The sequence below is a fragment of the Streptomyces sp. NPDC051677 genome, from assembly GCF_044453465.1.
In the GTDB taxonomy this organism is placed as follows: Bacteria; Actinomycetota; Actinomycetes; order Streptomycetales; family Streptomycetaceae; genus Streptomyces.
Genome location: NZ_JBITCT010000010.1, coordinates 57,073 through 71,217 on the forward strand (window position 1 = coordinate 57,073; position 14,145 = coordinate 71,217).

Consider the following 14,145-nt stretch of genomic DNA (forward strand, 5'->3'; position numbering starts at 1 on the left):
TGTCCGTGCGCCGACAGGCACACCTTCGCACAGCCGGACCAGGAGGAACAAGGGATCTCGCGGTTTCATGCAAGTGTGCGACTCGAATAATTTTGACGAAACGTCAATCGGGCATCGGAGATGTCTTCGAGGTGCCTTTCAAGACGGTAATCACGTGTGCATTCCGTCCCGGTACGCGCCCGGCGGCGTCCCGTAGCGGGCGCGGAAGACACGACTGAAGTGGAACGCGCTCGCGAAGCCCGAAGCCGCGGCGACGCGTTCCACGGGCAGGTCGGTGCCCTCCAACAGCCGTGCGGCGTGGCGCAGTCGCGCCTCGCGCAGGGCCCGCATCGGTGACTGGCCCACCTGCTCGGCGAACAGGTGGGCGAAGCGCGAGGGCGACAGCGCGACCTCCTCGGCGAGCGAGCGGACGGTGTGCGGGGCGCCGGGGTCGCCCGCGATCCGGGCCTGCGCCCGGCGGACGCGGTCGTCGACGCCGGTCGGGGACGGGGAAGTGCCCGCCGAGACGGTGGCCAGCAGGACGGCCTCCTCCAGTGCGCACAGGGCGAGTTCACGGGCGGCGGCGCCCTCGGCCACCACGATCCCGGCGCCCCCGGCCCCCTCTGCGGCGCCGGGGCGGCGGGCGTCGGCGTACATGCGCCGCCAGGCCGCCCCGACCCGGTCGTGCAGGGCGACCGGGACAGGTCGGGCGACGTACAGGCCGTCCCCGGTGTCGTACGGGCGGAGCCAGGGCGTCCAGGACGGGCGGGCCTGGCAGTGGGCCCACCAGAACCGCCAGTGCCGGGCCCCGGGTTCGACGGTGTAGGCGTGCGGGACACGCGGCGCGAGGACCACCAGGTCCCCGACGCCCGCCCGCACCTCGCCGCCGCCCTGCCGTACCCGGCCGCTCCCGCCCGTCGTCCAGATGAACAGCCAACTGTCCGAGCCCCGCGGCCGGTCGACGCCGTACCCCACGCCCTCGTCGAAATGACCGGCCACCACCCACCCCGGCGGCGGGGAGGGATCCCCGGACTCGGCAGTCCTGGGCAGATCGTCAGCACGCATGGGCATCCTCCGGTACGCCGGGTCCGGCACAACATGAGCGGGTCTACCAAGGAGGCACCTATGACCGTCCCGGACATCGGCCTGACGCCGGCCGCGCTGCGACAGTACGAGGAGGACGGCTTCACCGTCGTCCGGGGGCTGTTCCGACCCGACGAAGTCGAGCGTCTGCGCGGCGAGTTCGCGGCCCTGCAGGCCACCGGCGAGGCGGTGCCGGGGCACTTCGAGCCGCGGGCCGGCGACGACCCGCTCGCCCGGTACCCGAGGGTGATGCACCCGCACGAGATCAGTCCCCTCGCCCGGCGGGTGCTGTTGGACGCCCGTCTGCGGGGCGTGCTGGAGCAGCTGCTCGGCGAGGAGGTGCTGGCCGCGCAGAGCATGTTCTACTTCAAGCCGCCGGGCGCCCGGGGGCAGGCGCTGCACCAGGACAACTTCTATCTGCGGGTCGAGCCGGGCACCTGCATTGCGGCTTGGCTGGCCTGCGACGTGATCGACCGGGAGAACGGCGGCCTGGAGGTCGTGCCGGGTACGCACCGGATGGATCTGTTCTGCCCGGAGGAGGCGGACGCGGAGGTGTCGTTCGCCCGGGAGTACGTGCCGCCGCCGCCCGGGGTCTCGGCGGTGCCGGTCGACATGGCGCCGGGGGACGTGCTGTTCTTCAACGGCAGTCTGGTGCACGGGTCGCAGCCCAACCGGAGCGTCGATCGGTTCCGGCGGTCGTTCATCGGGCACTATGTCGGGCTCTCGGCTCGGCGGATCGGGCGGTACTACCGGACGGTGTCCATGAGTGGGGAACGGGTGGCTCTGGCGGTCAGCGAGGGGGCCGGGCCTTGCGGTACGGAGTTCGCGCCGCAAGGCCCGCATTAGGAACGGCGCGCCCCTTCGGTTCCGGGGCCTGCCGGATCGGCGGACGCGAGGCCTCCCTCGACCCGCCGGGCGGCTCAGTCGAGCAGGTCCAGCGCCCGCTCCCAGCCGAACCCCTCCCCCTCCGCACCGCCGTACGGATGCCCGAACCGGACGCCCATCCCGCGGAGCCGTATCAGGCTGTCCTGGTAGGCGGGGTGGCCGGCGAGGAAGTCGTTCACGCAGGGCAGGACCCCGATGGGTATGCCGAGGCCGGAGACCTCGCACAGGGTGCCCAGGGCGAGGGTGTCGGCGATCCCGGCCGCCCACTTGTTGATCGTGTTGAAGGTGGCCGGGGCGACGACGACCGCGTCGGGTTCCGGGAAGGGCCGCGGATCGCCGGGGCGCCGCCAGGCGCAGCGGATCGGGCGCCCGGTCTGCGCCTCGACGGCGGCGGTGTCGAAGAAGCCGTTCATGGCGAGCGGGGTCGCGATGACGCCGACGTGCCACTCCCGCTCCTGCGCGGCAGTGATCAGCCTGCCGACGTCCGCGGCGATGCCGGCGGCGCAGACGACGACGTAGAGAAAGGGCGGCTGCTCGTCCTGTTCGGTCACCCGGGAACCCTACTCAAGCGGGAAGGACAGCCCTCGTTCGGCGTCGGGGCGCGATCCGTGGATCCGGCGGTCGGCCTCCTCGATCGGCACGTCGTCGATGCTCGCCTCACGGCGGGTCATCAGCCCGCGCTCGTCGAACTCCCACAGTTCGTTGCCCTAGCTGCGCCACCACTGCCCGTCGGCGTCGCGCGACTCGTACGGGAAGCGGACCGCGATGCGGTGATTGTCGTGGGCCCACAGGTCCTTGCGGAGCGCGTACACGTGCTCGCGCGCCCACTGGGCGGTGAGGAACTCGACGATCGCGGCGCGCCGGTGAGGAAGGTGACGCGGTTGCGCCAGACCGAGTCCTCGGAGTGGGCGAGCGCGACCTTGTGCGGGTCGCGGGTGTTCCAGGCGTCCTCGGCGGCCTGGACCTTCTGGGCCGCGGTCTCCCGGGCGGCGCGGCTGCTGCTGGGCTGAGAAGCGCCGGCGGGGCGGGGTCGGACCGCCGTCTCGGACACTCTGATCACGCCGACGGGACTGGCCCGCGCGACCTCCTTCACCATCGGGTCGCCGCCGCCGTCCTCACGGCCGGGCAGGAGGGCCGGATCGGCGAATGGGGCGATTCGGCCGGGATCATTCGCTCCGATGTGTCATTCCGGGCCGTGGCCATGAGCTGGGGACGGCGGCGGAAAACCGGTTGCCGGCGGCCGGTCGCGGGGCGCAGGATCCGGCCATGTCCACACGCGATGCCCGCCTGCCGCTGATGTCCGCCGCCGCTCTTCCGGCGCGGGTCCAGCAGCAGCCCGGCCGTCACCGAAGGCGCGACGCCGTCCGACCGTGACGGCCGCGTTCGTCGCGGGCCTGGTCGCGGGATACGGCATCGCCGTGCCCGTCGGCGCGGTCGCGACCTACCTCGTCTCCCTCACCGCCCGCACCTCCCTGCGCACCGGCGCGTGCGCCGCACTCGGCGTCGCCACGGCGGACGGGCTCTACGCCCTGGTCGCCACCGTCGGCGGCACCGCCGTCGCCGCCGCGCTACGACCGGTGCTGACGCCGCTGCGCTGGGCCTCGGCCCTGGTCCTGCCGGCGCTGGCGGCACGGGGCGCGGTGACGGCCGTACGCCGGTACCGGGCCCACCGAGTCAGCACCCGTACCGCACCGCCCCCGCCGAGCCCGGCCCGGGCCTACCTGAGCCTGCTCGGCATCACGCTCCTCAACCCGACCACCGTGGTCTACTTCGCCGCGCTGGTCCTCGGTGCCGGCTCCTCCTTGCGACCCCTGGACCAGGGCGTGTTCGTGACGGCGGCCTTCGTCGCCTCGGCGAGCTGGCAGCTGCTGCTCGCCGGGGGCGGCGCGCTGCTGGGCCGGGCGCTCACCGGTCACCGGGGGCGGCTGGTGACGGCGCTCGCGTCGAGCGGCGTGATGACCGTGTTGGCCGTGCTGGCAGTGCGCATGACGGGGTAGGTGTGCACTGTGCACCGTGCTCTGCCGCGGATGAATCACGGGGGTACCGGTGTTGAAGAAGTGTGCGCGTCGGACGTGCGGGACGCGGACGGCCGGCCGCGTGTCGATACGGCGATGCGACGACATGTCGATACGACGAAAGGGACGGATGCCATGCCTCTCGAAGGCGAGTACGAGCCCAGCCCGACGCCATGGGTGCGCGAGCAGGTGGAGCAGTACGAGAGCTCAGGCGGCACCGAGGGGACGACGCTGCAGGACACAGGGCTGCCGGTCATCCTGCTGACGACCCGGGGTGCGAAGAGCGGGAAGATCCGCAAGACGCCGCTGATGCGGGTCGAGCACGACGGCCGCTACGCCGTGGTCGCCTCTCAGGGCGGGGCCCCGAAGCACCCGGTCTGGTACCACAACATCAAGGCCGACCCCCAGGTGGAGCTTCAGGACGGGCCCGCCAAGCAGGACATGACGGCCCGTGAGATCACCGGCGCGGAGAAGGCCGAGTGGTGGGAGCGTGCCGTCGCCGCATATCCGCCGTACGCCGACTACCAGAAGAAGACGGACCGGGAGATCCCCGTGTTCGTCGTGGAACCGGGCGCCGGCGGCTGAGCGGAGGAACGCCCTCCAGGAATTTCGTAGAAAAATCTGCCGTGGGTGCGCATGAACGGGCGTGCACCGGGCAGCCGAGAGTCAGGCCCCGCCGCGTTCCCCCGTCGCGGCGGGGCTTTCTCGTGCCTCGCGCGCCGGGCGGTCGGTCACGTCGAGGAAGATCGGGGCCGCCTCCGGGGTCGTACGGGCGATCGAGCGCTTGATGCGGACGGCGACCTCTTCGACCCGCTCGCTGTCCATGCCCGGCATGAGGTCGACGCGGGCCGCCACCATGGTCGAGTCGAGGCCCGTCTTCATCGTGAACAGCGCCTCCACGCTGTCGATCTCGGGCTGGGCGTCGAGGAGCGCCCTGATCCGCGCGCCGGTCTCGGGGTCGGCCGCCTCGCCGATGAGCTGGTCGCGGGCCGCACGACCGAGTCCGTAGGCGACGTAGACGAGCAGCACACCGATCGCCAGCGAGGCGCCGGCCTCCCAGACGACCTGCCCGGTGACCATGTGCAGGACCATGCCGATCGCCGCCAGGGTGACGCCGAGCACCGCCGTGCCGTCCTCGGCGACGACCGTGCGCAGGGCGGGGTCGCGCAGGCCCGCGAGACCGCCGCCCTGCCGGTGCACCTGGTGCAGGGCCCGCAGCAGTGAGACGCCCTCGGCGAGGAAGGCGACGCCGAGCACGATCAGGCCCACCACATAGCCGCTGAACTTCTCGTCCGCGCCGGTCCGCAGGGCCTCGACGCCCTGGAAGACGGAGAAGCAGCCGCCCATCACGAAGATCCCGACGGCGGCGAGAAGCGACCAGAAGAAGCGTTCCTTGCCGTAGCCGAAGGGGTGCCGTTCGTCGGCCGGGCGCCGGCTGCGGCGCAGTGCGGCCAGGAGGAAGACCTCGTTCAGGCTGTCGGCCACGGAGTGCGCCGCCTCCGACAGCAGCGCGGGCGAGCCCGCGACCACACCGCCCACCGACTTGGCGACGGCGATGACCAGGTTGGCGGCGAGCGCCAGCAGGACGGTGAGACGTGTCCTGCGATCGGCTGCGCGGCCTGTCGTGGCTTCGGACGTGCGGCCTGTCGTGTGCTCGGGCGTGCGGTCGGTCGTGCGGTCGGCTGTACTCACCTTCGCCGACTGCCCCGGCGGGTCGGGATCACACCGTGCCGTCGGCGGAAATCGGGGAACGCGGTCAGCAGGACGTACTCGAGTACCGCGGCGAGCAGCGGGAGGAACCATGAGCGGCGGGGGCGACGGCAACAGCGCGTACGGGCGCACGACGTTCACCCGGTCCAGGAGTCACTTCACCGACCGGATCACCGCGGACGGCAGGGACGGCTGGCCCGTGACGGCCGACCGCTATCGGCTGGTGGTCAGCCGGGCCTGCCCCTGGGCGAGCCGGGCGGTGATCTCCCGGCGGCTCCTGGGGCTGGAGGACGCGCTGTCGATGGCGATCGCCGACCCGATCCAGGACGACCGCAGCTGGCGCTTCACCCTCGACCCGGACGGCCGCGACCCGGTGCTCGGCATCCGGTATCTCAGCGAGGCGTACGACAAGCGGGAGACCGACTACCCCGGCGGGGTCAGCGTGCCGGCGGTCGTGGACGTGCCCAGCGGCGAGCTGGTCACCAACGACTACCAGCAACTCACCCTCGACCTCGCCACCGAGTGGACGGCCCTGCACCGCCCCGGCGCCCCCGACCTCTACCCCGACCGGCTGCGCGACGAGATCGACGCGGTCATGGCCGACGTGTACAGGGACGTCAACAACGGGGTGTACCGGGCGGGTTTCGCGCGTGAGCAGGGCGAGTACGAGGAGGCGTGTGCGGGGGTCTTCCGGCGGCTGGAGCTGCTGACGGACCGGCTGGCCCGGCAGCGGTATCTGGTCGGCAGCGCGATCACCGAGGCCGACATCCGGCTGTTCACCACGCTGGTGCGTTTCGACGCCGTCTATCACGGTCACTTCAAGTGCAACCGCTGGAAGGTGACGGAGAATCAGGTCCTGTGGGGTTACGTCCGGGACCTCTTCCAGACGCCCGGCTTCGGTGACACCGTCGACTTCGACCACATCAAGCGGCACTACTACCGGGTGCACACCGGCATCAACCCGACCCAGATCGTCCCCCTCGGCCCCGACCTGGCCGGCTGGCGCACGCCGCACCACCGCGAGGAACTCGGCGGCCGCCCCTTCGGCGACGGCGCCCCGCCCGGCCCGGCGCCCGCCGACGAGGAGGTTCCGGCGGCCGGACGACCCTGAGAGAGCCTGCGAGAGAAGGAGTGAGGCAACCGTGGCCAAGAAGAGGAAACTCCCCCTTGTCTACCAGCCCATCGGCTTCGTGCTGGGCTGGGCGAGCGGCGCCCTGGCAGGGCTCGCGTTCCGCAAGGTGTGGATGGCGATACGCAACGAGGACGACGCCCCCGACGCCCTGGACCGGGACCGCGGCTGGGGCGAGATCCTGCTGGCCTCGGCGGTCCAGGGTGCGATCTTCGCAGCGGCCCGCAGCGCCGCCGACCGCACCGGCGCCAAGGCGATCGAGCGGTCCACGGGAGTCTGGCCGGCCAAGGAGAAGGGCGGCCGGGACTGAACACACCCGAGACGTCCGGCACGGGGGATGCTCTACGGCAACCCAGCCACGCGGGTGGCCACAGCTCACCGGGCTCCGGGTCGGCCCGGCACCCCGTGCCCGACGGCGGCCACGACACCGACTCCCGGTACGGCCCGGGTGACCTCGGGGGCGGAGGGGCGTCCGCGGATCCCGAGCTGCGGCAGACGGGCGGACGCGGGCCGCACACGTTCGGATCGGCCGGACGGCTCGGAGCCGACCGCTGCTGTGGCGCCGAGGGTCCCGGCGGCCAGGGCTCCGAGCTGCGGCAGACGGGCGGACGCGGGCCGCACGCGTTCGGATCGGCCGGACGGCTCGGAGCCGACCGCTGCTGTGGCGCCGAGGGTCCCGGCGGCCAGGGCTCCGAGCTGCGGCAGACGGCGGACGTGGGCCGCACGCGTTCGGGTCGGCCGGGCGGCTCGGAGTCGACGGGTGCCGCGGTGCCGACTCCTTGTACGGCCCGGGTAGCGTCAGGGGCGGGGGCTGCTTGGGTCAGCCCTGTTTCGGGGCTGTGGAAGGTTCGAGGCGGAGGGTGAAGGAGTGGCCCGCCGGGTCGGCGTAGCCGCGTTCCTCGTGGGGGCCGGAGGCGCCCTTGGTCTCCAGGGGGCGGCCGCCCAGGCCCACGATCCTGCGTTCCACCTCGTCGAGGTCGTCGACGAGGAAGTCCAGGTGGGCCTGGAGGGCGTTCTCGGGGCGCGGCCAGCTCGGCGGGGTCGCGTTCACGTCACGCCGGAAAGCCAGGCGGGTGCCGTCGGCGCCCCTGATCTCCACGCGGTTGGCGGTCGAATCGGTCTCCTCGGCGTCCAGCAGCCCCACGTAGAACTCGGCGAGCTTCTCGGGCTCGGCACAGTCGAGCACCACGACGCCCGCTTTCACCACTGCCATGTCGTCTTCTCCTCCGCGAGGTCCGGGCGGGGGCGAGCGCGTCCCGTCCCCGAACCTTGCGGATACCCCGGTTTCAGTCGGCCAGCAGCCACTCCCCGTCCCGCATCAGCTCGCGCCCCTGGAGCTCGTCGGCCTCACGCCAGGCCTGGATGCGGCCCGGGAGGACCCGGAAGTACAGGTAGGGCGCGGACAGTTCGCGCGGGTCGAAGCCGGTCTTGCCCGCGAAGATCTCGGCGTCCTCCTCCGGCAGCTCGGCCGGCGGCACGGCCACGGCCGTTCCCTCGATCATGACGACGTCCCGGGTCGGGCCGACGCCGACCCGGGCGATGCCGGTGGCCAGCAGGTTGCGGCCGGTGGGGCTGGTGGCGGGGGTGGCGAAGAGAAGGGTCGCGCCGTCCCAGACGTAGGAGAGCGGGACCAGGTAGGGGGCCGCGCCGTCCTCGGCGGCCGTGGCGACCCAGGCGTCCACGTCGTGCTCCAGCCGGTGGAGCGTGTCGAGCTTGCGCTGCTTCGCGGGGCGTGCGATTGCTGACGTCATGTCTCCAGTGTGACCTTCGCCCGCCCGGCTGTCAGAGGGATCGCCGGAGGGTGACGAGGCGCGGGGCGAAGCCGTGGCGTGCATAGAAGCGCAGGGCGTCGGTGTTGTCGGTGTAGGCGGTCACCTCGGTCTGGCCGGCGCCCTGTTCGACGGCCCAGGCGAGGAAGGCCTCGACGAGTCGCGCGCCGGCGCCGTCCCCGCGGTGGGCGGGGCGGACGTACAGGCTCATGAGGGTGGCGGACTTGACCGGCCGCACCGCCGAGGGCTCGGTGACCGACCCCATCAGGTGGCCGACCACCTGTCCCTCGCGCTCGACGGCGAGCACGAGGCGGGAGGGGTCTTCGAGGGCGGCCGCGAAGGACCCGGCGGCGTGTTCGCGCGGCCAGTCGGCGTTGACGGCGGGGTCGCGGGCGCCGGCGTCCTCGGCGAAGAGTCCCGCGCTGGAGGCGACGAGGCCCGGTATGTCCTCGGTGCGGGCCACGCGCACGGTCACCGCTGGGTCGGTCGCTGCTCGGTCGGTCGCCTCGTGATCAGTCATGTGCCGCAGGCTAGCGGCCCCCACTGACAGTCCATCGGCAGCAGACTGGACTTCCTGGACAGGTGTCCCGTTATAGTGGACACCTGTCCAAGAAGTTGAGGGAGACCATGGAAATCCTGGCGAACGTGCTGGTCGTTCTGGTGGCCGCGCTGCATCTCTACATCCTGGTGATGGAGATGTTCCTGTGGCAGAAGAAGCCGGGGATGTCGTTCCACGGCTTCGACGCGGAGATGGCGCGGCGGACCGCCTCGATGGCCGCCAACCAGGGGCTCTACAACGGTTTCCTCGCGGCGGGCCTGGTGTGGGGGTTGATCGCGGCCGACCCGACCGGGTTCCGGGCGCAGGTGTTCTTCCTGTCCTGCGTGATCGTCGCGGGCGTGTACGGCGCGGTCACGGCGAACCGTCGGATCCTCGTCGCGCAGGCCCTGCCCGGCGCGCTCGCCCTGGCCGCCGTCCTGATCGCGCAGTGACGCGCGGCGAGCCCGAGGACCCGCGGGCGGCCCGTACCCGGGCGAGGCTGCGGGCCGCGCTGCTCCAGGAGTGCGCGCAGCGGCCGTTGGCGGAGGTCGGCGTCGCCGCGCTGGTGCGGCGGGCCGGTGTCGGGCGGGCCACGTTCTATGTGCACTATCCCGACCTGGAGGCTCTCGCGGTCGACGCCTGCGCGGACGTCGTACGGGAGGCCGTGGAGGCGTTGCACGCCTGGCAGGGGCGGCCGGACCCGGTGCGGGCGCCGGCCGCGCTGGCGGAGTTCTTCGGCTCGCTGACCCCGCACGCCGCGCTGTACCGCACCCTGCTGGCGCCGGGCGGCGGGGGCCCGCTCGGCCGGGTGCTGCACCGGGACCTGCGGGCCTACAGCCTGCGCGAGCGGCAGCGGGCGGGCGCGGCGGACGCGCCCCTGGTCGCCTCGGCCGTCGCCGCGACCTTCGCCGGGGTGCTGGCGGACTGGCTGCACGGCGATCTCGACGGCGCCCCCGGAGAGATCGCGGACCAGGTGTGGCAGTTGCTGGTCGCGCTGCACGCGAGCCGCTGAGCGGCGGTCACGCGCAGGCCACCACGTCCTTCGCCAGCGGCCAGGCCTCGACGCCGTCGGGGGTGCGGACGTAGGCCGTCGTGCGGTCGTCCGTCAGCCACAACTGCCGGTCCCCGTAGCGGTATCCGGTGTCGTGGGCGTCGGCGGGCATCGGGACGTCGCCGTCGTACGGGGAGGTGAGGAGGTCGCCGTCGAGCACACCGTCGGGGTCGCGGACGTACTGCCGGCGATCGTCGGCCCGGCCCATCCCCAGGAAGTGCGCCTTCTGCCAGCCGCAGTGCTGCGCACCGGCGTAGCTGCTCAGTGTCGTGGTCGCGACCCGCTTCCCGTCGCGGTCGGTCCAGATCTCCTGGCCGCCGGAGTCGGTGACGCTCGCGGGGAGTTCGGCCGGATCGCAGGAGGCGTGGGTCTCCGGGCCCCAACCCGGCCTGTTCTTCTGGTCCTTGGCGACCACGACCGCCACCTTCGTCCGGCCGCCGACGTCGTAGGAGTACAGGACGCGATCGGTCTCCGCGCGCTCCACACGGAATCCGGAGCGCGGACCTGGCGGCTCGAACATGTGGAAGTACAGCCTCAGTCCGTCCTGAGGGGTGTCTCCGCCGTCGTGCTCGCTCCACCCGTCGGGCCCGGCGCCCCAGGCGATCTCACCGTCGCACTCCAGCGCCCGGCCCGCGGCGCCCGAGGCGAGGAGCATGGCCGCCGGGGTGTCCTCGTCCACCTCCTTCACGGCGATGTGGAGCGGGCCGCTGTACGGGGTCGCCACGGGCCCGCGGTCGATGACCATGTCCTCGCCCCCGTCGTCCTCGGCGCCGCATCCCACGGCGGCCACCAGTGCCGCCGTCACCACGACGAGCCCTCTGCGCACATCCGCCCCCTCGTTCCACCGACCGTTCCCGCACCACTTCGACGCCGCCGCGGGCCGCAACGTTCAGCGGACCGTCTGGAACGTCCTGCGGTACGCCTGTGGGGTGACGCCGATGGCCGCGTGCAGGTGCTGGCGCAGGGAGGCGCCGGTGGCGAAGCCGACGCGGCCGGCGATCTGGTCGACGGAGAGGTCGCTGGCCTCCAGCAGGTGCCGGGCGTGCGTGACGCGCTGCTGGATCAGCCAGCGGCCGGGGCTGAGGCCCACCTCGTCGTGGAAGCGGCGGGCGAAGGTGCGCAGGCTCATCCGGGCGTGTGCGGCGAGGTCGGCCAGGGTGAGGGGTTCGTCCAGGCGCTCCAGGGCCCAGGCGCGGGTGGCCGCCGTGCTCGCCGCGCCGCTCTCGGGTATCGGCTGTTCGATGTACTGGGCCTGGCCGCCGTCGCGGAACGGCGGGACCACGCAGCGGCGGGCCACCTTGTTGGCGAGTTCGCTCCCGTGGTCCTTGCGGACGAGGTGCAGGCAGACGTCGACGCCGGAGGCCGCGCCCGCCGAGGTCAGCACGCGGCCGTCGTCGACGAAGAGGACGTCGGGGTCTAGTTCGACCTGCGGGTATCTGCGGCGGAAGTGCTCGGTGACCTGCCAGTGGGTGGTGGCCCGGCGGCCGTCGAGGAGGCCGGCGGCGGCGAGGACGAAGGCGGCGGTGCAGATGGAGACGATGCGGGCCTCGGGCCGGATCCGGGCGAGGGCCTCGGCCACCCCGGCCGGCAGGTCGTCGGTGAGCCGGTCTGGCGCGACCGGGGCGACGACGACCGTGTCGGCCGTGTCCAACGCCTTCGGGCCGTGCTCCACGCCGATCGTGAAGTCGGCGTTCGTCTGCACGGGAAGGCCGTCGACGGTGCAGGTCAGCACCTCGTAGTGACCGTCGGCCGCGCCGAGGATGCGGCTCGGGATGCCGAGTTCGAAGGGGTAGACGCCGTCGAGGGCGAGGACGACCACGCGGTGCGTACGGTGCTTGCCAGCCATGGCACGATCCTATCGAAGCTTGGCAATCGTGCCATTTCCCGGGCAGGCGCGGCCCGGCAGGCTGGTTCACCATGAGCACTGTGCACACCATGCGTGTCATCGACCAGGACGTCCTCGGCGGTCCCGAGGCATTGAAGGAGACAGAGGTGGAGCGGCCCGCGCCGGGCCCGAACCAGGTGCTGGTCCGGGTGCGCGCCGCGGGCGTCAACCCGACCGACTGGAAGCACCGCGCCACGGGCGGGTTCCTGGGCGAGCCGCCCTTCGTCCTCGGCTGGGACGTGTCCGGAACCGTCGAGGCGGTCGGCGTCGGCGTCGCCGCTTTCGGGCCTGGCGACGAGGTCTTCGGCATGCTGCCCTACCCGTTCGGCCACGGCTCGCACGCCGAGTACGTCATCGCCCCGGTCCGTGCCCTGTGGCACAAGCCGGCCGGGATCGACCACGTCCAGGCGGGCGCGCTGCCGCTGGTCTCGCTGACGGCCTGGCAGGCCCTGGTGGAGACCGCCGACGTCCAGGCGGGGCAGCGGGTGCTGATCCACGCGGCCGCGGGCGGCGTGGGGCACGTGGCCGTGCAGATCGCCAAGGCGCGCGGCGCGCAGGTGATCGGCACGGCGAGCGCGGGCAAGCACGACTTCCTGCGGAAACTGGGCGCGGACGAGGTGATCGACTACCGGGAGACCGACTTCGTCGAGGCCGTGAAGGACGTCGACGTGGTCCTGGACACCCTCGGCGGGGAGACCTCCGTGCGGTCGTTGCGGGTGCTGCGGCCGGGCGGGATCGTGGTGTCGATCCTGCCGGTGGGCTCGGACGCATTCCACGAGGAGGCCGAACGGCTCGGTGTCCGGTCGGTGCGGATGCTGGTGGACGCGGACCGGGCCGGCATGCGGGCGATCGCGGAGCTGGTCGAGGCGGGGACGCTGCGGGCCACGATCGCGGGGACGTTCCCGCTGGCCGACGCCGCCGAGGCGCACAGGCTCGGCGACACCGGCCGGACCACCGGGAAGCTGGTCCTCACGGTCGACTGACCGTACGTCAGAAGGTCAGGACCGGCTTGATGGTCTTGCCCGAGGTCATGTCCTGGACCGCCTGCCCGATGTCGGCGAAGGCGTAAATGCCGATCAGACGGTCCAGCGGGAGCCGGCCTTCCTTGACCAGCTTGACCAGGGCCGGGATGAAGGTCTGCGTCTCGGCGTCGCCGAGGGTGAGGCCGACGACCCGCTTGCCGCCCAGCAGTCCGTTGACGTCCAGGGCGACCTCGGTGCCGAAGGGCGGTGCGCCCACGACGACGAGGGTGCCGCGGGCGGCGAGCGCGTCGACGCCCTGCCGCAGGACGGCGGTGCTGCCCGTGGTCTCCACTATGCCGTCGGCGCCCTGCCCGCCGGTGATCTCCGCGATCGCCTCGCCGAGGGTGGCCTGGCCGGCGTCGACGGTGTGGGTGGCGCCCAACTCCTTGGCCAGGGCGAGGCGTTCGGCGACCTTGTCGACGGCGATGATCGTGGTGGCCGGGGTGAGCGCGGCCGCCATGACCGCCGACAGGCCGACGGCTCCGGCGCCCAGGACGACGATCGTGCTGCCGATCGCAGGCGTCAGCACGTTCCAGACGGCGCCCACGCCGGTCTGGACTCCGCAGCCCAGCGGGGCGATCGACGCCAGCGGTACGTCCGGGTCGACCTTGACGAGGCTGCGCTCGTCGACCAACGCCCGCTCGGCGAAGGACGACTGGCCGAAGAAGTGGCCGCCGAGGGCCTCGCCGTTTCGGCTGATGGTGCTGGTGCCGTCGGCGCGGCGCCCGCCGATGAGGTTCAGCGGCAGCCAGGTCGCGCAGTAGGCGGGGTGGCCGCCGTGGCAGTTGCGGCAGTCGCCGCAGGAGGTGAAGGACAGCACGACGTGATCGCCGGGTGCGACCCCGGTGACGGCGGAGCCGACCGCCTCCACGACTCCCGCGCCCTCGTGGCCGAGGACTCCTGGCAGCGGGAAGGGCAGTCCGCCGCTCGCGACGCCGAGGTCGGTGTGACACACCCCGGCCGCCACCAGACGGACCAGCGCCTCGTGCGGCGCGGGGTCGTCGAGGACGACGTCGGAGAGGGTGAAGGGGGCTCCGCCGGACTCGACGACGGCGGCGCGTGTGGTGGTGGACATCGGT

18 protein-coding genes and 2 pseudogenes are annotated in these 14,145 nt (G+C 72.8%); 8 read left to right on the forward strand and 12 right to left on the reverse strand.

Annotated features, from left to right (window positions below; all coding sequences use genetic code 11):
- Positions 1-150 precede the first annotated feature (150 nt).
- Positions 151-1,044, reverse strand: coding sequence for a helix-turn-helix domain-containing protein (locus ACIBAF_RS13955; RefSeq protein WP_399463420.1), 894 nt, complete (start codon positions 1,042-1,044; stop codon positions 151-153).
- Positions 1,045-1,104: 60 nt separating this feature from the next.
- On the opposite strand from ACIBAF_RS13955, the gene ACIBAF_RS13960 reads away from it, so the two are divergent.
- Positions 1,105-1,908 carry a phytanoyl-CoA dioxygenase family protein gene (locus tag ACIBAF_RS13960; protein WP_399463421.1) on the forward strand — a complete coding sequence of 268 codons (804 nt, stop codon included), beginning with the start codon at positions 1,105-1,107 and terminating at the stop codon, positions 1,906-1,908.
- 74 nt (positions 1,909-1,982) lie between these two features.
- On the opposite strand, the gene ACIBAF_RS13965 is transcribed toward ACIBAF_RS13960, so the two are convergent.
- The 3 genes and pseudogenes from ACIBAF_RS13965 to ACIBAF_RS13975 form a co-directional block, all read right to left on the reverse strand.
- Positions 1,983-2,498: a flavoprotein gene (locus tag ACIBAF_RS13965; protein WP_399463422.1), complete on the reverse strand. Its 516-nt coding sequence runs from the start codon at positions 2,496-2,498 to the stop codon at positions 1,983-1,985.
- A gap of 9 nt (positions 2,499-2,507) precedes the next feature.
- Positions 2,508-3,007, reverse strand: a pseudogene (locus ACIBAF_RS13970) (nuclear transport factor 2 family protein).
- Positions 2,987-3,082 (reverse strand): annotated as a pseudogene (locus tag ACIBAF_RS13975) (ferredoxin); the annotation flags it as partial. The pseudogenes ACIBAF_RS13975 and ACIBAF_RS13970, both read right to left, overlap by 21 nt.
- 235 nt (positions 3,083-3,317) lie before the next feature.
- On the opposite strand from ACIBAF_RS13975, the gene ACIBAF_RS13980 reads away from it, so the two are divergent.
- Positions 3,318-3,944 carry a LysE family transporter gene (locus ACIBAF_RS13980; protein ID WP_399463423.1) on the forward strand — a complete coding sequence of 209 codons (627 nt, stop codon included), beginning with the start codon at positions 3,318-3,320 and terminating at the stop codon, positions 3,942-3,944.
- 153 nt (positions 3,945-4,097) lie between these two features.
- A complete protein-coding gene (locus tag ACIBAF_RS13985) occupies positions 4,098-4,547 on the forward strand; it encodes a nitroreductase family deazaflavin-dependent oxidoreductase (RefSeq protein ID WP_399463424.1) in 450 nt (149 codons plus the stop codon).
- Between the two features lie 81 nt (positions 4,548-4,628).
- On the opposite strand, the gene ACIBAF_RS13990 is transcribed toward ACIBAF_RS13985, so the two are convergent.
- Positions 4,629-5,654, reverse strand: coding sequence for a cation diffusion facilitator family transporter (locus ACIBAF_RS13990; RefSeq protein ID WP_399463425.1), 1,026 nt, complete (start codon positions 5,652-5,654; stop codon positions 4,629-4,631).
- Between the two features lie 109 nt (positions 5,655-5,763).
- Between ACIBAF_RS13990 and ACIBAF_RS13995 the strand changes: the two genes are divergently transcribed.
- Both ACIBAF_RS13995 and ACIBAF_RS14000 read left to right on the forward strand, forming a co-directional pair.
- Positions 5,764-6,783 carry a glutathione S-transferase family protein gene (locus ACIBAF_RS13995; RefSeq protein WP_399463426.1) on the forward strand — a complete coding sequence of 340 codons (1,020 nt, stop codon included), beginning with the start codon at positions 5,764-5,766 and terminating at the stop codon, positions 6,781-6,783.
- 31 nt (positions 6,784-6,814) lie between these two features.
- Positions 6,815-7,111, forward strand: a complete 297-nt coding sequence (locus tag ACIBAF_RS14000) for a DUF4235 domain-containing protein (RefSeq protein WP_399463427.1) — start codon at positions 6,815-6,817, stop codon at positions 7,109-7,111.
- Positions 7,112-7,176: 65 nt separating this feature from the next.
- Here the strand turns inward: ACIBAF_RS14000 and ACIBAF_RS14005 are convergent, their stop codons facing one another.
- From ACIBAF_RS14005 to ACIBAF_RS14020, 4 genes are all read right to left on the reverse strand, one after another.
- Positions 7,177-7,422: a hypothetical protein gene (locus ACIBAF_RS14005; protein WP_399463428.1), complete on the reverse strand. Its 246-nt coding sequence runs from the start codon at positions 7,420-7,422 to the stop codon at positions 7,177-7,179.
- Positions 7,423-7,621: 199 nt separating this feature from the next.
- Positions 7,622-8,014: a VOC family protein gene (locus tag ACIBAF_RS14010; RefSeq protein ID WP_399463429.1), complete on the reverse strand. Its 393-nt coding sequence runs from the start codon at positions 8,012-8,014 to the stop codon at positions 7,622-7,624.
- 73 nt (positions 8,015-8,087) lie between these two features.
- Positions 8,088-8,552: a pyridoxamine 5'-phosphate oxidase family protein gene (locus tag ACIBAF_RS14015; RefSeq protein WP_399463430.1), complete on the reverse strand. Its 465-nt coding sequence runs from the start codon at positions 8,550-8,552 to the stop codon at positions 8,088-8,090.
- Positions 8,553-8,583: 31 nt separating this feature from the next.
- Positions 8,584-9,090 (reverse strand): GNAT family N-acetyltransferase, encoded by a 507-nt coding sequence (locus ACIBAF_RS14020; protein WP_399463431.1) that lies wholly within the window; start codon positions 9,088-9,090, stop codon positions 8,584-8,586.
- 107 nt (positions 9,091-9,197) lie between these two features.
- On the opposite strand from ACIBAF_RS14020, the gene ACIBAF_RS14025 reads away from it, so the two are divergent.
- A complete protein-coding gene (locus tag ACIBAF_RS14025; RefSeq protein WP_399463432.1) occupies positions 9,198-9,560 on the forward strand; it encodes a DUF1304 domain-containing protein in 363 nt (120 codons plus the stop codon).
- On the forward strand, positions 9,557-10,120 hold the full coding sequence (locus ACIBAF_RS14030; protein WP_399463433.1) for a TetR/AcrR family transcriptional regulator: 564 nt from the start codon (positions 9,557-9,559) through the stop codon (positions 10,118-10,120). Before ACIBAF_RS14025 ends, ACIBAF_RS14030 begins: the two co-directional genes overlap by 4 nt.
- Before the next feature lie 7 nt (positions 10,121-10,127).
- On the opposite strand, the gene ACIBAF_RS14035 is transcribed toward ACIBAF_RS14030, so the two are convergent.
- Both ACIBAF_RS14035 and ACIBAF_RS14040 read right to left on the reverse strand, forming a co-directional pair.
- Entirely contained in the window at positions 10,128-10,985 is an 858-nt protein-coding gene (locus ACIBAF_RS14035; protein WP_399463434.1) for a hypothetical protein, read from the reverse strand.
- A gap of 63 nt (positions 10,986-11,048) precedes the next feature.
- Positions 11,049-12,005, reverse strand: a complete 957-nt coding sequence (locus ACIBAF_RS14040; protein WP_399463435.1) for a GlxA family transcriptional regulator — start codon at positions 12,003-12,005, stop codon at positions 11,049-11,051.
- A gap of 71 nt (positions 12,006-12,076) precedes the next feature.
- Here ACIBAF_RS14040 and ACIBAF_RS14045 point away from each other — a divergent pair, with 71 nt between their 5' ends.
- Positions 12,077-13,027 (forward strand): NADP-dependent oxidoreductase, encoded by a 951-nt coding sequence (locus tag ACIBAF_RS14045; protein ID WP_399463436.1) that lies wholly within the window; start codon positions 12,077-12,079, stop codon positions 13,025-13,027.
- A gap of 7 nt (positions 13,028-13,034) precedes the next feature.
- Here the strand turns inward: ACIBAF_RS14045 and ACIBAF_RS14050 are convergent, their stop codons facing one another.
- On the reverse strand, positions 13,035-14,141 hold the full coding sequence (locus ACIBAF_RS14050) for an NAD(P)-dependent alcohol dehydrogenase (RefSeq protein WP_399463437.1): 1,107 nt from the start codon (positions 14,139-14,141) through the stop codon (positions 13,035-13,037).
- Between the last annotated feature and the right edge of the window lie 4 nt (positions 14,142-14,145).